General features: G+C 70.1%; 22 protein-coding genes and 2 tRNA genes. 11 read left to right on the top strand and 13 right to left on the bottom strand.

Going from position 1 to position 20,528, the window contains the following annotated elements:
• The first annotated feature begins 212 nt into the window (after nucleotides 1–212).
• The 4 genes from Q0863_RS09975 to Q0863_RS09960 all read left to right on the top strand — a co-directional run bounded on the left by Q0863_RS09975 (nucleotide 213) and on the right by Q0863_RS09960 (nucleotide 3,103).
• Nucleotides 213–282 (top strand) — tRNA-His (locus Q0863_RS09975).
• A 3-nt stretch (nucleotides 283–285) separates the two neighbouring features.
• A tRNA-Thr gene (locus tag Q0863_RS09970) sits at nucleotides 286–353 on the top strand.
• A 355-nt stretch (nucleotides 354–708) separates the two neighbouring features.
• Nucleotides 709–1,830: a slipin family protein gene (locus Q0863_RS09965; protein WP_298577808.1), complete on the top strand. Its 1,122-nt coding sequence runs from the start codon at nucleotides 709–711 to the stop codon at nucleotides 1,828–1,830.
• 55 nt (nucleotides 1,831–1,885) lie between these two features.
• Nucleotides 1,886–3,103 carry an RtcB family protein gene (locus Q0863_RS09960; RefSeq protein ID WP_298577698.1) on the top strand — a complete coding sequence of 406 codons (1,218 nt, stop codon included), beginning with the start codon at nucleotides 1,886–1,888 and terminating at the stop codon, nucleotides 3,101–3,103.
• A 118-nt stretch (nucleotides 3,104–3,221) separates the two neighbouring features.
• Here Q0863_RS09960 and Q0863_RS09955 read toward each other — a convergent pair whose 3' ends face one another.
• A complete protein-coding gene (locus tag Q0863_RS09955) occupies nucleotides 3,222–4,544 on the bottom strand; it encodes a type II toxin-antitoxin system HipA family toxin (RefSeq protein WP_298577697.1) in 1,323 nt (440 codons plus the stop codon).
• 4 nt (nucleotides 4,545–4,548) lie between these two features.
• Nucleotides 4,549–4,812, bottom strand: coding sequence for a helix-turn-helix domain-containing protein (locus Q0863_RS09950; protein WP_298577696.1), 264 nt, complete (start codon nucleotides 4,810–4,812; stop codon nucleotides 4,549–4,551).
• Between the two features lie 219 nt (nucleotides 4,813–5,031).
• Here Q0863_RS09950 and Q0863_RS09945 point away from each other — a divergent pair, with 219 nt between their 5' ends.
• Entirely contained in the window at nucleotides 5,032–5,949 is a 918-nt protein-coding gene (locus Q0863_RS09945; RefSeq protein WP_298577695.1) for an AEC family transporter, read from the top strand.
• A 129-nt stretch (nucleotides 5,950–6,078) separates the two neighbouring features.
• Nucleotides 6,079–6,297, top strand: a complete 219-nt coding sequence (locus tag Q0863_RS09940; RefSeq protein ID WP_298577694.1) for a polyprenyl synthetase — start codon at nucleotides 6,079–6,081, stop codon at nucleotides 6,295–6,297.
• Nucleotides 6,298–6,321: 24 nt separating this feature from the next.
• Here Q0863_RS09940 and Q0863_RS09935 read toward each other — a convergent pair whose 3' ends face one another.
• Together Q0863_RS09935 and Q0863_RS09930 are read right to left on the bottom strand one after the other, a co-directional pair.
• Entirely contained in the window at nucleotides 6,322–7,755 is a 1,434-nt protein-coding gene (locus Q0863_RS09935) for an NAD(P)/FAD-dependent oxidoreductase (protein WP_298577693.1), read from the bottom strand.
• A 278-nt stretch (nucleotides 7,756–8,033) separates the two neighbouring features.
• Nucleotides 8,034–8,942: an AraC family transcriptional regulator gene (locus Q0863_RS09930; RefSeq protein ID WP_298577692.1), complete on the bottom strand. Its 909-nt coding sequence runs from the start codon at nucleotides 8,940–8,942 to the stop codon at nucleotides 8,034–8,036.
• Nucleotides 8,943–9,044: 102 nt separating this feature from the next.
• Between Q0863_RS09930 and Q0863_RS09925 the strand changes: the two genes are divergently transcribed.
• Complete coding sequence (locus Q0863_RS09925; protein WP_298577691.1) at nucleotides 9,045–9,812, top strand: SDR family oxidoreductase; 768 nt, start codon at nucleotides 9,045–9,047, stop codon at nucleotides 9,810–9,812.
• A 109-nt stretch (nucleotides 9,813–9,921) separates the two neighbouring features.
• Here the strand turns inward: Q0863_RS09925 and Q0863_RS09920 are convergent, their stop codons facing one another.
• Together Q0863_RS09920 and Q0863_RS09915 are read right to left on the bottom strand one after the other, a co-directional pair.
• Entirely contained in the window at nucleotides 9,922–10,359 is a 438-nt protein-coding gene (locus Q0863_RS09920) for a hypothetical protein (RefSeq protein ID WP_298577690.1), read from the bottom strand.
• Between the two features lie 164 nt (nucleotides 10,360–10,523).
• Complete coding sequence (locus Q0863_RS09915; protein WP_298577689.1) at nucleotides 10,524–10,868, bottom strand: excalibur calcium-binding domain-containing protein; 345 nt, start codon at nucleotides 10,866–10,868, stop codon at nucleotides 10,524–10,526.
• A 128-nt stretch (nucleotides 10,869–10,996) separates the two neighbouring features.
• Here Q0863_RS09915 and Q0863_RS09910 point away from each other — a divergent pair, with 128 nt between their 5' ends.
• A complete protein-coding gene (locus Q0863_RS09910; RefSeq protein ID WP_298577688.1) occupies nucleotides 10,997–11,299 on the top strand; it encodes an autorepressor SdpR family transcription factor in 303 nt (100 codons plus the stop codon).
• Nucleotides 11,296–11,679, top strand: coding sequence for a hypothetical protein (locus tag Q0863_RS09905; RefSeq protein WP_298577687.1), 384 nt, complete (start codon nucleotides 11,296–11,298; stop codon nucleotides 11,677–11,679). Before Q0863_RS09910 ends, Q0863_RS09905 begins: the two co-directional genes overlap by 4 nt.
• Before the next feature lie 87 nt (nucleotides 11,680–11,766).
• Here the strand turns inward: Q0863_RS09905 and dcp are convergent, their stop codons facing one another.
• Nucleotides 11,767–13,920 carry a peptidyl-dipeptidase Dcp gene (gene dcp / locus Q0863_RS09900; RefSeq protein WP_298577686.1) on the bottom strand — a complete coding sequence of 718 codons (2,154 nt, stop codon included), beginning with the start codon at nucleotides 13,918–13,920 and terminating at the stop codon, nucleotides 11,767–11,769.
• A gap of 319 nt (nucleotides 13,921–14,239) precedes the next feature.
• Nucleotides 14,240–14,974, bottom strand: a complete 735-nt coding sequence (locus Q0863_RS09895) for an SDR family oxidoreductase (RefSeq protein ID WP_298577685.1) — start codon at nucleotides 14,972–14,974, stop codon at nucleotides 14,240–14,242.
• Between the two features lie 122 nt (nucleotides 14,975–15,096).
• Here Q0863_RS09895 and Q0863_RS09890 point away from each other — a divergent pair, with 122 nt between their 5' ends.
• Nucleotides 15,097–15,993 (top strand): LysR family transcriptional regulator, encoded by an 897-nt coding sequence (locus tag Q0863_RS09890; protein WP_298577683.1) that lies wholly within the window; start codon nucleotides 15,097–15,099, stop codon nucleotides 15,991–15,993.
• Nucleotides 15,994–16,015: 22 nt separating this feature from the next.
• Here the strand turns inward: Q0863_RS09890 and Q0863_RS09885 are convergent, their stop codons facing one another.
• From Q0863_RS09885 to Q0863_RS09865, 5 genes are all read right to left on the bottom strand, one after another.
• Nucleotides 16,016–16,423, bottom strand: a complete 408-nt coding sequence (locus tag Q0863_RS09885) for a hypothetical protein (protein WP_298577682.1) — start codon at nucleotides 16,421–16,423, stop codon at nucleotides 16,016–16,018.
• A gap of 128 nt (nucleotides 16,424–16,551) precedes the next feature.
• Entirely contained in the window at nucleotides 16,552–17,103 is a 552-nt protein-coding gene (locus Q0863_RS09880; RefSeq protein WP_298577681.1) for a hypothetical protein, read from the bottom strand.
• Between the two features lie 79 nt (nucleotides 17,104–17,182).
• Nucleotides 17,183–18,145 carry an L-histidine N(alpha)-methyltransferase gene (egtD, locus tag Q0863_RS09875; protein ID WP_298577679.1) on the bottom strand — a complete coding sequence of 321 codons (963 nt, stop codon included), beginning with the start codon at nucleotides 18,143–18,145 and terminating at the stop codon, nucleotides 17,183–17,185.
• Nucleotides 18,142–19,452 carry an ergothioneine biosynthesis protein EgtB gene (gene egtB, locus Q0863_RS09870; RefSeq protein WP_298577678.1) on the bottom strand — a complete coding sequence of 437 codons (1,311 nt, stop codon included), beginning with the start codon at nucleotides 19,450–19,452 and terminating at the stop codon, nucleotides 18,142–18,144. The genes egtD and egtB overlap by 4 nt, the downstream gene beginning before the upstream one ends.
• A gap of 160 nt (nucleotides 19,453–19,612) precedes the next feature.
• Complete coding sequence (locus Q0863_RS09865; protein ID WP_298577676.1) at nucleotides 19,613–20,068, bottom strand: PA2169 family four-helix-bundle protein; 456 nt, start codon at nucleotides 20,066–20,068, stop codon at nucleotides 19,613–19,615.
• Between the two features lie 170 nt (nucleotides 20,069–20,238).
• On the opposite strand from Q0863_RS09865, the gene Q0863_RS09860 reads away from it, so the two are divergent.
• On the top strand, nucleotides 20,239–20,466 hold the full coding sequence (locus Q0863_RS09860; RefSeq protein ID WP_298577675.1) for a hypothetical protein: 228 nt from the start codon (nucleotides 20,239–20,241) through the stop codon (nucleotides 20,464–20,466).
• Nucleotides 20,467–20,528: the final 62 nt, after the last annotated feature.

The raw sequence follows: 20,528 nt of genomic DNA, 5'->3' as shown, positions 1-20,528 counted from the left end.
GGAGACGCGACGGTGCGGACTCACACCCGCACACGGCGCGGCGCCTGGGTGCCTCGGTGCAGGCCGCGGCGCGATGCGACGCCATGCATTGCCGCCGGAAAAGCGGCAATACGCAGTCGGAATCCACCGGCAACAGCGGTGCGGGTTTGGTCCCCGCCCGGTGCGCGCGGCACTGCCGTGGCGTATGCCGATGCCGGCGAGGTCCGACTGCGACAACGTTGGCTCAAAGGGAGAGCAACAGCCATGGGCTGTCGGTTGCGGGTTCGAGTCCCGCACGTTGACCTCTGGATAGCTCAGACGGGTAGAGCAATGGACTTGTAATCCATGTGTCGCGGGTTCGAATCCCGCTCCAACGATCGCTGATTGTCATCAGCACAACAGGGCGCAAGCCCGAACCGGGAACGTCCCGTGCGCAGGTTCGCAGGCATCGCAGTCCATCGCGACGACCGCCGGCCACGCAACGGGGAGCGCTCCGGCACCGCGTCCTGGCGGTGGCAGGCAACGCGGAAGAGCGGTCGCGCGCCGGGACGGACGCAACCGTCGATTCGCGGAGGACGCCCAAGCCAGCACCGGCCGCCCGCGCGCGCTCCGTCAGGGACGTTTCCACCTTCTTCGCCTGCGGCATCCCGCCGTCGGCAATACGCGGCAACCGGCTCCCCGCACATCGCGAGCCGATCACCAGAGCCATTCACAAGGAGAGAGCCCATGATGTTCTGGACCCGACGGGTCGTGATCGGCGATGCCGAGCGCGGCCTGGTGTATCGCAACCGCCGTTTCGAACGCGTGCTCGCGCCGGGCGTGTACCGCCTGTTCGCGTGGCGTGACAAGCTGGAGGTGGTCGTGCACGACATCCGCAAGCCGGAGTACGCCGGCAACGATGTAGACGCGCTGATCGCCGCGCTCGGCGCGCGGCTGGGCGAGACCTTCGTGCTCGCCGACATCGGCATGGACGAGGTGGGCCTGGTGTCGAAGAACGGCCGCCTCGAGGACGTGCTGGCCCCGGGCGTGCGCCAGCTGTACTGGCGCGGCCTGGTGCAGGTCGACGTCGAGACGGTGTCGCTCGCGGAAGGTCTGCGGGTAACGCCGGAGGTCGCGCGTCGCCTGCGCCAGCTCGGCGCGCTGGCCCGCGTGGCCGTGGTGCTGGAAGTGCCGGCGGATTCGGCGGGCCTGGTGTTCGTCGACAACATGCTGGTTGAGGTGCTCGGCGCCGGCAGCTACGCCTTCTGGAACTTCCGGAAGAACGTGGCGGTGGAGACCATCGAGCTGCGCGTGCAGTCGATGGAGGTCTCCGGCCAGGAACTGTTGACCCGCGACAAGGTGAGCCTGCGCGTGAACCTGGCCGCGTCCGTGCGCGTGACCGACCCGGTCGCCGCGCGCACGCAGGTAGCCAAGTACGGCGACTACGTCTACCGCGAACTGCAGTACGGTTTGCGCAAGGCTGTCGCCGCCCGCACGCTCGACGAGCTGCTGGGCGACAAGGCCACGCTGGACGCGGAGATCTTCGCCTACGTGCGCGGTCGCGTGGAGGCGCTGGGCATCGAGGTGCTGGGTGTCGGCGTCAAGGACGTGATCCTGCCGGGCGAGATGCGCGAGATCCTCAACGGGGTCGTGCAGGCGGAGAAGCTGGCGCAGGCCAACGTGATCCGCCGCCGCGAGGAGGCCAACGCCACCCGCTCGCTGCTCAACACCGCGAAGCTGATCGACGAAAGCCCGGTCCTGATGCGCCTCAAGGAGCTGGAAGCCCTGGAGAAGGTGACCGAGAAGATCGACCGGTTGACCGTGTTCGGCGGCCTGGATGGCGTCGTCAGGCAGCTGGTGACGATGAAGTAGCAACCCCGTTCGTCGCATGGACGCGACGCGCGGGGCCCTACAAGGAATGGAACCGATGGATACGACAAACTACCAATGGCTGCATCGCGAAGGCGAGACCCCCATCAAGGGCTGGGTCCGCGGCGTGCCGCTGGAAGACAAGGCCCACGCGCAGCTGCGCAACATCGCCAGCCTGCCGTTCGTGGGGCCCTGGGTGGCGGTGATGCCGGACGTGCACCTCGGCATCGGCGCCACCGTGGGATCGGTGGTGCCGACGCAGGGCGCGATCATCCCCGCCGCGGTGGGCGTGGACATCGGCTGCGGCATGGCCGCGGTGCGCACCACGCTGGGCGCGGGCGACCTGCCCGATTCGCTGGCGCGGCTGCGCTCGGCGATCGAGCGCGCGATCCCGGTCGGCAACGGCCCGCAGGGCGAGCATCGCAAGACCCCCGACAGCGTCGAAACCGCGCTGGCCCACTCCGGCCTGTGGCAACGGCTCGAGCGCATCAAGGCCAGGCACCCGAAGATCCGGCTCGACAAGGTGGAACGGCAGCTCGGCACGCTCGGTGGCGGCAACCACTTCATCGAGGTCTGCCTGGACGAGAGCGATGCGGTGTGGGTGATGCTGCACTCGGGCTCGCGCGGCACCGGCAACCTGATCGGCAGCTACTTCATCCAGCGCGCGCGCGAGGAACTGGGCAAGCGCGTGCTCGGCTACCACGTGCCCGACAAGGACCTGGCCTTCTTCATGGAAGGCGAGCCGCTGTTCGACGACTACGTCGAGGCCGTGGGCTGGGCCCAGGACTACGCGCGCGCCAACCGCGAGGCGATGATGCAGCGCGTGCTGCATGCGATGCGCACCGAACTGCCGAAGTTCAGGCTGCAGGCCATGGCGGTGAACTGCCACCACAACTACGTGCAGAAGGAGACGCACGCCGGCCGCGAGGTGCTGGTGACGCGCAAGGGCGCGGTGCGCGCAGGCAGGGACGAGCTCGGCATCATTCCCGGCAGCATGGGCGCGAAGAGCTTCATCGTGCGCGGCCTCGGTAACGAGGACAGCTTCCACAGCTGCAGCCACGGCGCCGGCCGGGTGATGAGCCGCACCGCCGCCCGCAGCAGCATCACGCTCAAGCAGCACCGCGAGGCCACCGCGCATGTCGAGTGCCGCAAGGACCAGGCCGTGATCGACGAATCGCCGGCCGCCTACAAGGACATCGACGCGGTGATGGCGGCGCAGGCGGACCTGGTGGAGGTGGTGCACACGTTGCGACAGGTGGTGTGCGTCAAGGGTTGAGGGGTGATCCCTCGCAGAGGGGGGCGCTCCTGCGCGTCGCGTTGGGGCGTCCCGGCCCTTGCAGATGGTCGAGCGCAGGGGCGCACGGCAGCCCTGCCTTGCGATCCCGACAGACTGGTCAGCCCTCGGGCCGCTGGGAAGCGAGCCGTCGTGCCGAATCCCGCAGCCCGGCGAAGATGCTGCTGGCCAGACGGTCGGGGAAACCGTGCGGCAGTTGCCGTTCGACGCTTGCGATCGCGGACTCCACGCTGTCCAGCAATTCCCTGATCCACGATTCGGCACCATCCGGGATTCCGCATGCGCGTGCGGTCTCGTTCCAGTGGCGACGGCGGATGTCACGCAAGCGGCGGTGGCGATTGCTGCCGGCCACCGCCATTGCCAGTTCGGCCCGGTGCGGGTCCAGCCGGTTCGCCCCGGGCCCCATGATCGGGTGGACCGACAGCACGTCGTACAGCGGCGTCAGGCGAAACCGCCCGCCTGCCTGGATGTGGAGGCTGAAATTCTTGGCGTGGCCGTCCGTGGCCGACAGCATCCAGAACAGGACCTGGCTCTTGAAGAAGGTGGCCCGGTCTGCCGGTTCTTCGGAGAGGCGCAGCAGCTCCATGATCCGGACGATCCCCGGACCGCCGTCGCTTTCGTAGCGTCGCGACGGCGGCAGGCCGAAGGCCTGGCACATGTCCTCCTGCGGCAGCCGCATCCACCAGCTGCCATTGGCCGCCAGGCGGCGGTCGAAACGGGACACCACCAGCACCCGCTGCCCGTCGAAACGTTCCATCGCGGCCTCGGCCACGGGCAGGCCGAACGCGGCCATCAATCTCAGGCACAGCCACTCGTTCTCCACCGAGTCGCCCATGTCGGCGCGCACGTTGCCCACCAGTCCAAGGGGCAACTTGAAGATATGCGTGCTGGGTGTGCTGCCGAGCGGCACGCACCACCCGCCCTGGTGATGCAGCAGCCCGGTCTTTTCCTGGGCGCCGGCGATCGAGATGCGGAAGACGTCATGATCGCCCGCCAGGCGGCCAGGCCCGGGGGCTGCCGTCACGCTGCGCAGCAGGGCTGCGACCTGCGCCTCGTCCAGCGGCCGAAAGCGGATGTCGTGCAGGTCGGCAGGTCGCGTCGCGTCCGGCAGCAGTTGCACTGCGCCGACGCAGTCGCGGCCGATGGCCTGCAGGAGTTCGAACGTCGCCGTCGAACGCAGGCCGAAGCGATCACGGATGCGGGTGCGGATGTCGCTGCTGTCCGGCAGCAGATTCTCGAACCAGTCGCCCACGGCTTCGCCGCGATGGCTCTGGCCAGCCGGCAGCAGGGGCAGCGACAGCGACAGCGGCCGCCTGGCGGGGGATTCCAGCCACTGCGACGCATAGGTCAGGCGGCCGCCGCGATCGCCGCGTTCCCAGGTGGCGACCATTTCGCCGTTCATCCACACATGCAGCGTGCTCACCGGCTCACCATTCCGGCGCCCGCGCAGGCCGCGACGTGTCCCGCGGGTGCAGTGCGATTTCCGCGCCCAGGACCGCGCAGAGCCTCATCAAACGCTCGAAGGAGGCAGCCTCGGGCCGGTTCTCCAGTTCGCTGACCGCCTGCCGGGTCATGCCCAGGGCGCCGGCAACGTCGGCCTGGGTCAGGCCTGCGTCTTTTCGCAGGGCGCGCAGCAGAGGCCCGAGTTGTCCGGGTGTCCGGACGATATGGGGCGGGGGAGTTCCAGCCATCTGCGTTGCCTGCCGTTCGGGGCCATACCGGGACGCAACTTATCGCTTGCTTTTAGATAACGCAAGTTTTGGCTTGCTTTCCGCCAAAGCAAGCGATCGCTTGCTCGCTCCAGCAGCCATCGAGCGGCGCAGGCTGTCTCGGCCGTGCCCAATGGCGGATGGCGCGCCGGACGACGGCCCCTATGATGGCCCCCTTCTCCACCACGGGTAGCGGCCTCGATGGCCTTCGACGCCTTCGCCCTGATGCTCGCCATGCTGGCGCTGGGCATGCTGTTCGCGCGCCTGCGGGTGTTTCCCGAGGGCGCGGCGGAGACGCTGAACCTGGTGGTGCTGTACGTGTGCCTGCCGGCAGCGATCCTGGTGTACGTGCCCCGACTGCGCTTCGAGCCGGGCCTGCTCGGCCTGGTGCTGGTGCCCTGGCTGCTGGCGGCGGCCAGCTGGGCGCTGCTGCGCGTGCTGGCGCCGCGCATGCGGATGCGCCGCGACGAGCTCGGCGTGCTGCTGATGTGCACCATGCTGGGCAATACCAGTTTCATCGGCTATCCGATGATCCAGGCGCTGCTCGGCGCGGACGCGTTGCCGTACGCGGTGGTCTACGACCAGTTCGGCACCTTCGTGATGCTGTCCACCCTCGGCCTGCTGGTGCTGGCGCGCTACGGCGGCGACGCGAAGCCCACGGCGCGCACGATCGCGCTGCGCATCGTGCGCTTTCCCCCGATATGGGCGCTGGTCCTCGGCCTGACGCTGATGCCCGAGCATCCGCCGGCCTGGATCGCGGCGGCGCTCCGCCAGCTTGCCGGCGTGATGCTGATGCTGGTGATGCTGGCGGTGGGCCTGACGATCCAGCTGCGCCTGCCGCGCGACGAGGTCGGGCCGCTGGCGCTGGGCTTGGGGTTGAAGCTGGTGCTGTTGCCGGCATTGGCACTGGCCCTCGCCCTGGCCTTTGGCCTGACCGGGGCCATGCGCCAGGTGACGGTGCTGGAATCGGCGATGCCGACCATGGTCACCGCCGCCGCGCTCGCGATCTCGCACCGCATGGCGCCGCGGCTGGCGGCGGCGCTGGTCGGCTACGGCATCGTGCTCGCGATGGCGACGCTGCCGGCCTGGCACTTCGTGCTGCGGCAGCTGCAGGGCTGAGCGCCGCCGGCGCCCCTCGACATCGCCGGCGCGCAGGTCGCCATGCATCGCGGCTGGCGCAGCACGTGCACGCAACGGGCGGGCTGCCGCATGCCGCACAATGCACGCCCCGCACCAGCAGGCCGTGCCATGGACGTTGAAGTTCTCCTCCGCGCAGCCCTGCGCGACGCGGGTTACGGGCCCGATGCCATCGGCTCGGCGCTGCCGCGGATCCTGCGCATCCTGCAGGCCGAGGACGTGCGCATCGAGGCCGGTCGCACGCTCTCGCGCAAGGAGCGCGAGTACGTGCGCGTGCAACTCGAGATGGGCGTGGACGTGTCGGAGATCGTGGCCGGCCTCAAGCGCTGACGCCGGCCACGGGGCCTGCCGGTGCTAGGCGCGGCGGCGCACTGGCTCTGCCGCGGTCTTGCCGGCGCTGGCCGCCATCGCCGGCTGCTCCACTTCGAGCTGGTCCTCCAGCTCGCCCGAGTTCTCCAGGAACGCCTCCAGCGAATCGTCCATCGCCTCCATCCAGCGCGTGTGGTGGGGCGGCGCGAGCGTGCCGGTGATGGTGGAGCGGTAGCTCCTGTCGCGGTAGTCGAGGATGCCGGCCTGCTTGTCGCGCATCCACGACTTGAGCATGTCGGCCATCGTTTCGATCGCGAACTCGGGGTAGTCGGTGCGATCAACCAGGTCGCGCACGTAGGCGGCCTGGAAGTCGATGTCGTCGTCGCTGCCGGCGCAGGCGTTCTCGCGCGCGAACCAGGCCTCGCTGTCGGCGCGCATGGCGTCGGTATCGGGCAGCTCGGTGCGACCCATGATCACGTCGCGCGCAAGCCAGGCCTGCGCGTCGAACATGTTGAAGGTGTAGTACTGGTCCTGCATGCCGAGGTACACGAGCTTCGGGTTGTCGATCCAGAACACGCCCTTGTACAGGTCCTGCGGATACAGGCGGTTGCGGGTGCGCAGGGTCAATTCGTCCGGCAGGAACGGGAAGTGGTGCTGGTAGCCGGTACACAGGATGATCGCGTCCACGTCCTGCTGGCTGCCGTCGACGAAGTGCGCGGTGTTGCCTTCCACCCGCGTCAGCAGCGGGCGCTCGCTGAAGGCCTCGGGCCAGTCGTAGCCCATCGGCGCGCTGCGGTAGCTGAAGGTCACCGACTTCGCGCCGTACTTGTAGCACTGCGTGCCGATGTCCTCGGCCGAATAGCTGCTGCCCACCAGCAGCAGGTCCTTGCCGGCGAATTCGCAGGCGTCGCGGAAATCGTGCGCGTGCAGCACGCGGCCGGGGAACTGCGACAGGCCTTCGAACGCAGGCGCATTGGGCGTGGAGAAATGGCCGGTCGCCACCACCACCCAGTCGAACTCCTCGCTCACCATGCAATCGTCCTTGAGCTCGCGCACGGTGACGGTGAACTTCCCCGTCTCCTCGCTGTACTCGACCGAATGCACGGCGGTGTTGAAGCGGATCTGGTGGCGCAGGTCGCTGCGCTCGATGCGGCCCATGATGTAGTCGCGCAGCACCGGGCGCGGCGGGTACGAGGCGATCGGGCGGCCGAAGTGCTCTTCGAAGCTGTAGTCGGCGAACTCCAGGCATTCCTTGGGCCCGTTCGACCACAGGTAGCGGTACATGCTCGCGTGCACCGGCTCGCCATGCTGGTCCAGGCCGGTGCGCCAGGTGTAGTTCCACATGCCGCCCAGGTCGGACTGCTTCTCGAAGCAGACGATCTCGGGGACGTCGGCGCCGGCGCGGCGGGCGGCGTCGAAGGCGCGAAGCTGGGCCAGACCACTGGGGCCGGCGCCGAGGACGGCGATGCGTTGGGTCATGCGGGTGTCATCTCCTGTAGGTGTGTCGCGCCGGCAGCAGGCGCACGGGCGCCCGGCTGCAGCGGGCTGCACCCGATGGACCGCTGGAAAAGCACGTCGGGAGTCCGACCGGAGCCGGGCTCCGTTCCTGCCGATACCGGGCATGGGGATCGCGCGGGCATCGCCAATGCACGGCCACAGCGGGCCATAACTTCGTTGAAAACGAAGCGATTGGCGGCAAATTACGCGAAACTGCGTCGATTCTAGCACAGGCGGCCAGACGCCGTCCGCAGCGTGTCTCAGTCTGGGACCCGAGTCGCCAGCGCATAGCGCCCAGGCGCCATCCCGACGTGGCGGCGGAACGCAACGCTGAACGCGCTGGCCGAGCCATAGCCCACACAGTCCGCGATCTGCGCGGCACTCAGCTCGCCGCGTCGCAGCAGGTTCCGGGCGATCTGCATGCGCCAGCCCAGCAGGTATTCCATCGGCGCGACGCCCACGGTGCGGCTGAAGCGCTCGAAGAAGCTCGAGCGCGACAGGGCCGCGGCCCTGGCCAGCTGCGGCACGGTCCAGGGCCGGTCGAGCTGCGCGTGCATCAGCTGCAGCGCCACCGCGAGGCGCTCGTCGCCCAGTCCCCGAAGCAGTCCCGGCGGCGCGTCGCCGCTGCTGGTCGCGCGCATCGCCTCGATCAGCAGCAGCTCGGCCAGCCGCGACAGCACGGCCGAACTGCCGGGCAGCGCACCGACGGTTTCCTCGGCCACCATCGCCACCAGTCGCGACAGCCGGGCGGATCCGCGCACGTGCACCAGCCCTGGCAGCAGCGAGACCAGCAGGGCCGGATCGGCATCGTCGAACACGAATGCGCCGCCCAGCGAGCGCATGTCCGGCGCGCCGCCGGCCTCGCCGTAGCGCACCTCGCTGCCGTCGCGGGGCAGGTCGGCGGGATCCAGCAGCACCGGCCGCGCGGCCTCGCCGCTGGACAGGGTGAACGCGGGCGTCGTCGGCAGCAGGATGAAATCGCCCGCCTCGATCGCCACCGGCGGATGCCCGTCGACCGACAGCCGGCAGCCGCCATCCAGCACGATGCAGAAGCTGGGGCGGCCGTACTCGGCGAAGCGCACCGCCCACTGGCCCTTGCCGGCGATGACGTTGGCGAAGACCGCGCGCGGGTGCAGCAGGCCTACGATCTGCGACAGGGGATCGCCCATCTCCGGACTCCTGCTAAACAAATGCGGACGATCAGCCATCGATCATCCGGGCAGCCTCGCCGATGCTGGTTCCCCGCGTCAAACGCCCCCAGGGAGCCACCCATGCAAACCATCCTGATCACCGGCTGTTCGTCCGGTTACGGCCTGGCCATCGCCCGCTACTTCCACGCCCGCGGCTGGCAGGTCATCGCGACCATGCGCCAGCCGCGCCCTGGGCTGATGCCCGCTGGCATCCGCGTGCTGGCGCTGGATGTCACCGACCCCGAGAGTATCGCCGCCGCGCTCAAGGCCGCCGGCCCGGTCGACGTGCTGGTCAACAATGCCGGCCTCGGCCTGTTCGGTGCGTTCGAGGCCACGCCGATGGCGACCGTGCGCGAGATCTTCGAGACCAACACCTTCGGCACGATGGCGATGTGCCAGGCGGCGATCCCGCGCATGCGCGCGCGCGGCGCCGGCACCATCGTCAACGTCACCTCCAGTGCGACGCTGGCGCCGTTCCCGCTGGTCGCGGCGTACACGGCCAGCAAGACCGCGATCGAAGGCTTCAGCGCATCGCTGGCCTTGGAGCTGGCGGCATTCGGCCTGCGGGTGAAGCTGGTCGAACCGGGCTACTGCCCCGACACGCGCTTTGCCGACAACGGCGCCGGACGCATGGCCGGGCTGGTGACGGAACCCTACGCGCCGTTCGCGACCAGGGTGTTCGAAGGTTTCGGGCAGCTCACTGCCGTCACCCGCCCCGATGACGTCGCCGAAGCGGTGTGGCAGGCGGCCAGCGATACGTCGTCGCGCCTGCAGTTCGCGGCCGGCGCGGACGCCGTGGCGCTGTTGCCGCCACCAGCACCGGCGGACGCACGCGCCGCGGCAGGATGACCTGCGACGCAGGGAAGGCCGCGCGCCACGGGCCTTGGGCCGCAGCATCCAGCGCGCGGCGGCGGATCGCGGTACGCCGCGCCTCATGCGCCCAGGGGTGGGGCGCCGGCTACGCCTGGTCGCGTGCCGGCCGCTGCGCCGGACGACGCCACGGCTCGCCCGGTGCGCGGAAGTACTCGGCGTGCACGTAACCCCACGGCACCACCAGCGGCACCAGCACCACGCCCATCAGGCAGGCGAAGAAGGTTTCCGTGCCGTAGGCGTCCAGCCCGTCGGCGGCCCACAGCGGGAGCGCGGACGCGACGATCCACAGCACCTTCCAAAGCAGTTCGAACAGCAGCAGCGGCAGCATCTTCAGCGGATGGCGCACGCCCAGCGCCGCCATCACCGCCAGCGCGCCGAGCAGCGCCCGGATCACCGATCCTTCGTCCGCGGTCGCCGGCCGGCCGAGGATCTGCGGCCAGATCGTCAGGCCCAGGCCCACCGCGATCAGTGCATACATCGCGCGCAGCAGCCACAGTCGCAGGGTGGAAACACCGTTTGCCATGCACGTGCGCCTGCGTTGTCGTGTCGATGCGGATGATCGTCGATCGGCCGACGCGGCAGCAGTGTCTTGAGTCGCCGTGACCAATGGTGGCGATCTGTGGGCGGGCAGCTGCACAGGCGTCCGGTGTTGCGGGGCCGCGCGCCACGGACCTGTCGTCGCCGACGCTACCGCCCTCGATAGGGCTCGCAACCGATGCCGTCGTCGTCGCGGTCCAGGTGCGGACCATATCCCGGATCGCCGCGATGCACGGGGGCCGCACCGGCCGCGCGCGCTGCCGCACAGTTGGCGAACGCGCGGCCGGACGCCGGCGCCTGTCGTGCAGGGGCCAGCTGCGCAGGCGACGTGCGTTGCGGTCGGGCCGCGGCTGCGGGATTCGCGGGCGCGCGATGGCAGTGGTGGTCGCCGGTCGTGCGGTTGGTGTGGCAACCCTCCGCATCGAGTCCGCCGCCGTGCGCGGATGCGCCGCCGGCGCACAGCAGCGCCAGCAGGGCGAACGTGGTGCGTTTCATCCGGATCCTCCCCTGGCCCAGCGTACTGCCGCTGGGCATGGTCTTGCACGATACGTGCCAGTGCTGCCGCCGGAGTCGCATCCAGCGCCGCAGTTGACACGATTAGATAATTAGCTAATTATCGATCCATGAGCCAGGTCTTCAAAGCCCTCTCCGATCCCACCCGCCGGCGCGTGCTGCAGCTGCTGCGCAGCGGGCCCATGAGCGCCGGCGAGCTCAGCGATCAGTTCGATGTCTCCAAGCCGACGATGTCGGCGCACTTCGCGGTGCTCAAGGACGCCGACCTGGTGCACGCCGAGAAGGCGGGCAAGTCGGTCATCTACCACCTGAAGCTCTCGGTGCTCGAGGAAGCGCTGCTGGGCTTCGTCCACTCCGTCGGCGTGGGTGCCAGCGCATCCAGGCCAGGCAAGAAGAAGGAAGCAACGCGATGAACAGGGAACTGACCGGATACATCGCCTGGGCCGCGGGCATCGTGGCGGTGGCGCTCGCTGCAAGCTACGCGCGCAAGCTGGGCTACATCGACCAGGACGCCACCACGCGCGTGGTGATCGGACTCAACGGACTGATGATCGCCTGGATCGGCAACCGCCTGCCCAAGAGCGTCGCGCCCAGCGCCTGCATCGGCCGGGTCAAGCGCGTCGGCGGCTGGTCGATGGTGCTGAGTGGGCTGGTCTACGCGGGGCTGTGGGCGTTCGCGCCGACGAACGTGGCGGTCGCTGGCGGCTCCGCCGCCGTGATCGCCGGCATCGCAGTCACGGCCGGCTACTGCATGGTGCTCAGGTCGCGGGCCAGGCGCACGGCGGTGCATTGACCTGCGCGGCCCATTCCCGGGCGGGCATCGGGAAAAAAACGAAGGCCCGCGATTGCGGGCCTTCGTTGTTGTGCAGGGTCTCGTTGCTTACTTCAAGCCGCGATGCTCCAGCAGCGGCTCCACGCTCGGATCCTGGCCGCGGAACTCGCGATAGGCCTGGGCAAGATCGCGCGAGTGGCCGATGGAGAGGATCTTCTCGCGGAACACCTGGCCGTTCTCGCGGGTCAGGCCGCCGTTCTCGCGGAACCACTGGAAGGCGTCGTGGTCGAGCACCTCGGCGCCGAAGTAGGCGTAGTAGCCGGCCGCATAGCCGCCGCCCCAGATGTGGCTGAAGTAGTTGGTGCGGTAGCGCGGCGGCACCGCCGCCAGGTCCACCTGGTACTTCGCCAGCGCCTCGCGCTCGAACGGTTCCACGTCCTTCTTCGCATCGCCCGCCGGCAGCGTGTGCCAGGCCATGTCCAGCAGCGCCGCCGACAGGTACTCGGTGGTCGCATAGCCCTGGTTGAAGGTGCGCGCGCGGGTGATCTTCTCCACCAGCGCCTGCGGCATCGGCTCGCCGGTCTGGTAATGCCTGGCGTAGTTGGCGAACACCTTCGGATCCAGCGCCCAGTGCTCGTTGAACTGCGAGGGGAACTCGACGAAGTCGCGCGGCACGTTGGTGCCGGCCACGCTGGGATACGTGGTCTTCGAGAAGATGCCGTGCAGCGCGTGGCCGTACTCGTGGAACAGGGTGGTGGTGTCGTCCCAGCTCAGCAGCGCGGGCTGGCCGTCGGCCGGCCTGGTGAAGTTCTCGACGTTGTAGATCACCGGGATGTCGCCGGTCAGGCCGTTCTGCTCGACGAAGTTGCCCATCCAGGCGCCGCCCTGCTTGCTCTCGCGCTGGAACGGGTCGAGGTAGAACAGCGCCAGCTGGGTGCCGTCGGCGTCGAAGATGTCGAACACGCGCACGTCGGGGTGGTAGACGGGCAGGTCGGTGCGCTCCTTCGCGGTGATGCCGTAAAGCTGTTCGGCGGCAAAGAACACGCCGTCCTTGAGCACGCGGTCGAGTTCGAAGTAGGGCTTGATCTGCTCGGCGTCGAGGTCGAACTCGGCCTTGCGCACCTGTTCGGCGTAGAAGTCCCAGTCGGCGGCGCCCGCCTCGAAGCCGCCGCCTTGCGCGTCCACGACCGACTGGATCTTCGCCAGTTCCGCGCGGGCGCGCGCGGTGGCCGCGGGCACGGTGTCGGTCAGCAGCTTGAGCGCAACCTCGGGCGTGCCGGCCATCTGGTCGGCGATGCTGTAGGCGGCATAGTTCTCGAAGCCCAGCAGCTGCGCCTTGCGCGCGCGCAGTTCGGCCAGGCGCTGGATGGTGGCGCGGGTGTCGTTGGCGTCGCCCTTCTGCGCGCGTTCCAGCGAGGCGGCCATCACCTGCTGGCGCAGGTCGCGGTTCTTGAGCGAGGTCAGCACCGGCTGCTGGCTGGTGTTCTGCAGCACCAGCAGCCACTGGCCATGCTTGCCGTCGGCCTTGGCGGCTTCGGCGGCCGCGGCGATGGTGGCCTCGTCCAGGACGTCGAGTTTCGCCACGTCGTCCACCAGCACGCCGCCGGCCTTGGTCGCGGCCAGCAGCTTGTTGGAGAACGCGGTGGTCAGCGAGGACTCCTCGCTGTTGAGCTTGCGCAGTTCGGCCTGGCTGTCGGCATCGAGCTGGGCGCCGGCGCGAACGAAGTTGTCGTAGGTGTGCTCGAGCAGGGTGAGCTGCTCGGGGTTGAGCCCGAGCTGCGCGCGCTGGTCGTACAGCGACTTCACGCGCGCGAACAGTTCGGGATCGAGATGGATCGCGTCGGCGTGCTCGGCAAGCTTCGGCGCCAGCGCCTGCTCGGCGGCCTGCAGCGCCTCGTTGGTGTGCGCCGAGGTCATGGCGAAGAAGATCGACGCGGCGCGGGTCAGCAGGGCGCCGCTGCGCTCCAGCGCCTCGATGGTGTTGGCGAAGCCCGGCGCTTCGGCGCTCTCGGCGATCTGGCGGACTTCGGCCAGGTGCTGGCGCATGCCTTCCTCGATCGCCGGCTGGTAGTGCGCGTCCTGGATGCGGTCGAACAGCGGTGCCTGGAACGGCAGCGTGCTGGCGGCGAGGAGCGGGTTTTCGACCTGTGCGGGCGCGGCGGGTGCGGTGGCGGTATTCGGCATCGGTGGCTCGGTGGGCGTGCGGTCGCAGGCGCCCAGGGCGAGCGCGATCGCGGAAGTCAGCAGCAGGGGACGCAGCATGGATGGGGGCTCCGGTGGGGCCAGGACAAGGTCTGGCCGCTCAGGATGCGCCCGCGGCGCCCGCCGCGGAGGTGCCGATCGACATGGGGCGCGGTGGCCGCCCTGGCACGGGGGCACCTTGCCGCACCGGGCGCGGGCGGGACGCTGCCTGCCGGCCGCCACGCCGTGCACGCTCCCGTGCGGCCCTAGTCCGCCATCAGCGCCTGCAGCGCCCAGGTCTCCAGGAACGCACCGCCCGCACGATCCTGCCGCGCTCCGGCACCATGTGCCGGGCGCAGGTGTTGCGGGACGGGGCGCCGCTGCGCCCCGCGCGCGGCGATCAGGCCGGGCTCCGCAGGTGGCGCACCACGATGTCGGTGGTGTCGACCTCGGGCGGCTGCGCGATGGCGTGCGCGATGGCGCCTGCGATCGCCTCGGGCTTGAGCGCGATCTGGCGGAACCGGCCGATCGCCTCGGCCGATTCGGCATGGGTGATCGTGCCGGCCAGCTCCGATTCCACCGCGCCGGGATACACGCAGGTCACGCGCACGATGTCGCTTTCCATGCGCAGGCCTTCCGAGATCGCGCGCACCGCGTACTTGGTGGCGCAGTACACCGCTGCGGTCGGCATCACGAACAGGCCGCCGATCGAGGACACGTTGACCACGTGCCCCTGGCCCTGGCGCTCCATCGCCGGCAGCACCGCCGCGATGCCGTGCAGCACGCCGCGGATGTTCACGTCGATCATCGTGTCCCACTCGTCGAGCTTGAGCGCCGACAGCGGCGAGAGCGGCATCACGCCGGCATTGTTGACCAGCACGTCGATGCGGCCGAACTGCGCCAGCGCGTGGTCGGCGAAGGCCTGCACGTCGGCGCGCGAGGTCACGTCCAGCGTGCGGGCGACGGCCTTGCCGCCGCTGGCGGCGATCTGCGAGAGCAGGGCCTCGAGGCGGTCGATGCGGCGCGCGCCCAGCACCACGGTGGCGCCGCGTGCGGCCAGCCGCCGCGCGGTGGTCTCGCCGATGCCGCTGCTGGCGCCGGTGACCAGCACGATCCTGTCGTTGATGTTGTCCATGGGGTTGCCTCGTTGTCGGGGGGAGGGCGGGCCGGTCGGCACCGCGTCCGCACACCCTATCGACGGGCCGACGTCCAGATAACCCGCCAGATGCTGGATGCATTGGTTAGACTGGCTAACCAATGGCCCCGGACCTCAACCTGCTGCGGATGTTCCTGGCGGTCGCCGAGACGGCCAGCTTCCGCGCCGCTGCCGATGCGCTGGGCGTCACCCGTTCGGCCGTCAGCCAGGGCATCCGCCGGCTGGAGGACGGCCTGGGCGTCGCGCTGGTGCAGCGCTCCACCCGCAGTGTGCGCCTCACCGAGGCCGGCGAGCGGCTGCACCGCCAGGTGGCCGCGCCGCTGCGCACCGTCGATGCCGCACTCGAGGACGCGCTGGACGACGGCCCGCCGCGCGGCCTGCTGCGCGTCAACGTGTCCTCCATCGCCGAGCGCTTCCTGTCCGGTCCGCTGGTGGCCGGCTTCGCCGAAGCGCATCCGGGCATCACCCTGGACGTGACCGTGAGCGACGACCCCATCGACCTGGTCGCAGGCGGCTTCGACGCCGGCGTACGCCTGGGCGAGGTGATCGAACAGGACATGGTGGCCGTGCCGCTCACCGGCCCGCAGCGACAGGTGGCCGTGGCCGCACCCGCCTACATCGACGCGCACGGCGCCCCCGCGCATCCGCGCGAACTGGTGCGGCACCGCTGCATCGGCTGGCGGCCGGCACCGGGCGTGATGCCCTACCGCTGGGAGTTCAGCGAACACGGCCGCGACTTCGAAGTGGACGTGGCCGCCCAGGTCACCACCAACGACCTGCGCCTGATGCTGCGCACCGCCCTGGCCGGTGGCGGCATCACCTTCGGCCTGGAAGAGAACTACCGCCGGTGGCTGCAGAGCGGCGAACTGGTCGCCCTGCTCGAGGACTACCTGCCGCCCTTCGACGGCTTCTTCCTGTATTACCCCAGCCGCCACAACCAGCCGCCCAAGCTGCGCGCGCTGGTGGAGCATGTGCGAAGGTTCCGCGTCGCCGGCTGATCCGGGGCCGGCGCCCGGCGGGTCAGGCCCCGCGCAGCCTGTGGGTCCGTCGGCGCCGTTCGGCGATGCCGGCCCAGAACACCAGGCCGTGCATCGAGGCCGCGCACAGCGCCAGCAGCGTCCAGGCGATGTCGAGGCCGAGGTACACGTTCGCCGCGCGGTTGAGCAGGGGCCAGTCGGTGCGCCGCATGGCCAGCGTGCCCTCCCCGAACAGGCGGTGCAGCACCTGGTCGTTCGACGGCGACTGCCACGGGCCCAGGGGCAGCAGCATGTTGGCGATGCCCAGTACGACGCAGGCCGCGACCCCCAGCGCTAGGAGGCCGCCCAGCCACGGCAGGAGCTCGCCGACCCAGCGTGTGCGGGGCCACAGCTGCAGCGCGCCCAGCGCCCAGGCCAGGCCGATTCCGAGCAACGCGAACAGCAGGGCCATCGACGCCCGGCTCCATGGCGGGAGAGGTCGCCAGCATGGCGCAGGCGCGCGCGTGGCGCGATGGACATGGTCCATCGGCCGGTTGCGCACGCCGGGCCGGCCGGGCAGGCGCGGCCAGGCCGGAGGTTTCAGCCACCGGCCGGCCGTGCATCGAATCCGAGCGCGGGGGCAAGGATGCGCACACCCTCGTCGTCGCTGGCGAACGACATCCAGCCGGCGTGCGCGTCGGTGCCGGTGTCCCAGGTCCACAGGGTATAGCCCTCCAGGCGCAGCTGGTCGTGGGTGGTTTCCAGCAGTTCGCTGGCGGTGGCGCGGGCCAGGAACCCGTCGTCGGTCGGGTCTTCCACGCCCCAGTCGATGTCGAGGTTGAAGCGCGAGGCCAGTTCCTCCAGGCATTCGATCAGGGCGCCGGTATCGGACTCGTCGATATGGAAGCCGGACTTCCAGTCCGTCACGTCGCGAAGCAGCTGCGGCAGGTCGAGGTCGTCGGGGTCGGCGCCGCCCAGTGCCTCCTGGAAGGCGGTGAACTGCGCCAGGGCCGCGTCCTCGTCGCCGGGATTGATGACCAGCAGCAGCTGCCAGACCAGCGCTTCGGTGCTGGCGTCGTCGTCGATCTCGGAGCGCTCGGCCTCGCCCCGGTAGTTGTCGTCGGGATCGAACTCGTGGTCGGGAGGGGTCATCGCTTGCGCATCCTGGGAGAGGTCGGCCGGATCCGACGCAGCCCGGTCCGGGCGGGAATGCTAGGGCGTCCGCCCGCCTTCACGCCACCCGCAGCAGGCGCAAGCCGAACCAGTCGCGCGGATCGTTCCATCCGGCCACGACCCGCAGCCCGGCGTCCGCGGCCAGCGAGGCGATGCGCGCATCGGTGTACTTCTGGCTCTGTTCGACGTGCATCTGCTCGCCGACGGCGAAGCGGAAGCGGCGGCCCTCGACAGTCACCACCTGCTCGCGCAGGCTTTCCAGGGTGGTGACGATGCGGCCTTCGGCGGCCACGTAGCGCGCGCGATGGGCGAAGGCGGAGAGGTCGAAATCGCTGCCCACGTCGCGGTTGAGGCGGCGCAGCAGGTTGAGGGTGAACTCGGCGGTGACGCCGGCGGCATCGTTGTAGGCGGCCTCGAGCAGGGCCGGATCCTTTTCCAGGTCCAGGCCGAGCAGGGCGGCGCCGCCATCGCCCATCGTGGCGCGCATGGCGCCGAGCAGGCGCACCGACTCGTCGCGGGTGAAGTTGCCCAGGGTCGAGCCGGGGAAGAACACCAGGGCCGCGTCGGCCGGGCGTGCGGGTGTGGGCAGCGGCACCGCGCGGGTGAAGTCGGCCAGCACCGGCAGCACCTCGACGTCGCCGAACTCGCGGTCCAGGCGCCCCGCGCTGGCGGTGAGTGCGGCACGCGAGATGTCGATGGGCGTGTAGGCCACCGGGTCGTCCAGCGCGTCGAGCAGCAGCCGGGTCTTGCGGCCGCTGCCGCTGCCCGGCTCCACCACGTGCGCGCGCGGACCCACGGCGGCGGCGATCTCGGCGCCGCGGTCGGCCAGCAGCGCCAGCTCCACGCGGGTGAGGTAGTACTCGGGCTGCCGGGTGATGGCTTCGAACAGTTCCGAACCGCGCTGGTCGTAGAAGTACTTCGAGGGCAGGCGCTTGGGGACCGACGCCAGCCCGCGCAGCACGTCGCCGGCGATGTCGTCGGTGGAAGGATGCAGGTCCGTCAGTTCCGGTCCGGAGCTCAATCGATGTCCTTTGCAAGGCGCAGCCCCGAGAACTGCCAGCGCGCGTGCGGGGCGAAGAAGTTGCGGTAGCTGGCGCGCACGTGCCCGCGCGGCGTGGCGCAGCTGCCGCCGCGCAGCACCAGCTGGCCACTCATGAACTTGCCGTTGTATTCGCCCAGGGTGCCGGGCAGCGGGCGGAAACCGGGCCAGGGCGCGTAGGCGCTGGAGGTCCACTCCCAGACGTCGCCGAACATCCCCTGCGGCGCATCCACCGCCGCGGGACCCGGGCTGGCCAGCGGATGCAGCGGCGCCCGGTCTTCGGCGAAGTTGCCTTCGATGGCGCAGCCCGAGGCGGCCGCTTCCCACTCGGCTTCGGTTGGCAGGCGCGCGCCGGCCCAGCGCGCGAAGGCGTCGGCCTCGTAGTGGCTCAGGTGGCACACGGGCGCGTGCGGATCGCGTTCGCGCCAGCCGGCCAGGGTGAACTCGCGCGTGCCGTCCGCATGCCAGTACAGCGGGCGACGCCAGCCCTCGCGTGCCACCGTGTCCCAGCCATCGCTCAGCCACAGCGTGGGCGTCGCGTAGCCGCCATCGGCAATGAAACCGGCGTAGTCGGCGTTGGATACGGGGCGGTGCGCGATCGCATGCGCCTGTAGCAGCACGCGATGGCGCGGGGTCTCGTTGTCGTAGGCGAAGTCGGCGCTGGCGTCGGGCCAGCGTGGCGCGCCGATCCCGACGATGGTTTCGTCGCGGCGCAGCCAATGCGGCGATCCGTCGCCGGCCGCAACGGCGGCGGGTGCGGCGGGGAGGTCGGTGCGGTAGGCCGGTGCGAGCGGGTTGCACCACAGCGCGTGCTTGATGTCGGTCAGCAGCAACTCCTGGTGCTGCTGCTCGTGGTGGATGCCCAGCAGCAGCACGTCGCGCCGGTCCGGCGCCAGCCGGTCGTCGTCGAGCTCGCGCAGGACCTGTGCGTCCACCCGCTCGCGCCACGCCAGCACCTCGTCCAGCGAGGGGCGCGACAGCAGCCCGCGCTGCGCACGCGGATGGCGGTCGCCAGCGCCGACGTAGTAGCTGTTGAACAGCACGTCCCAGCCAGGGGGGATGGCGGCGGGGTCCTCGAGCACGAAACGCGCGAAGAACCAGGTGGTGTGCGCCAGGTGCCATTTGGCAGGACTGGCGTCCGGCATGGACTGAAGCTGCGCGTCTTCCGGGCTCAGCGGCGCGGCGAGGCCGCGGGTCCGCCCGCGCACGGCGAGGTACCGCGCGCGGAGGTCGCGGACGTCGTCCCCGGCAGGTGGCGCGAACGGGTTGGCGGGCTGCGGCGTGGACATGGTTTCGAGCCTAGCACCGGCGGATTCACGCGGCGTGGAGGGTGTGGTCAGGCCTTCGCGGCGGTGGCGCCGCGGCTCCCCGCGGGTATCTGTGCTGTCCTACAGACGGGAGGCCCCGGCATTGCGGCCGGGGCCTCGAGGTGCGTGATGCAGAAGTGCGTCAGCTGGCCTGCTTCAGCGCCATCTTGCGGTTGCGCATGATGTCGTGGCACTCGACCACCCGCGGCAGGTACTTCTGCGCCGCGGTCCGCGCAACGGCCGGGGTATCGGCGTCGTCGATGGTGTCGCGGAAGGCGTGGAGCAGGCGGTCCTCCAGTTCCTCCAGTTCGGCCACGTAGGCGTACTGGGTGTCGCCCATCGCCGCGCGCGCCTTGGCGTAGACCTGGCGCATCGAGCCCACCATGGTGCCGTGGTCGGCCGGGTTGCCGCCGAGCGCGGTCACGTCGGCGGTCAGGCCGGTGACGATCTCGCGCTTGTGCCCGGCCATCTGCTGGAACAGCGTCGCCAGTTCCGGGTTCTGCACCTTGCCGGCGGCCTCGGTATAGAACTCGCTGCCGTCGCGGGCGATCTCGATCAGGTCGTTGAGGCTGTGCTGGATCTTCTTGTCGTTCGTCATCGTCCATCTCCTTCGAAAGTGCGTCCTACTTTCCACGCCTGGCCATGAAGCCGACGTGCAACCCTGAACACCGTCGCGGTTCCCGTTCACCGTGCGTGCCGCACCCGCGCTTCACGTGTCCATGCCCGCGCCGGTGCGAAGGTCCGGCGCATGGGCAGGACAGATCGGCGTTGAAGCGCTACCGGTCGGCCGGGCACGACTCGGGCGTGGCCGCCTACGACTGCGGCCCGGACTGGATCGACATCCGGTTCCACCGCGGCGGCACCTACCGCTACGACGCGCGCCATCCGGGCATCGTCCACGTGATGGAGATGCAGCGCCTGGCCGATGCCGGCGCCGGACTGAACACCTACATCAACCAGCACGTCCGCGACGATTACGCCGTGCGCCTGCGTTAGCGGACCTACGCAGGCCAGGAGAGACGCCGCTGAACCGGGGATGGGACCAGGTGCGCACGCGG

It is taken from the genome of uncultured Luteimonas sp., from assembly GCF_947492465.1.
GTDB lineage: Bacteria > Pseudomonadota > Gammaproteobacteria > Xanthomonadales > Xanthomonadaceae > Luteimonas.
The sequence above is the reverse complement of the archived record's forward strand: the minus strand, read 5'-3'. Positions and strand labels throughout refer to the sequence as shown.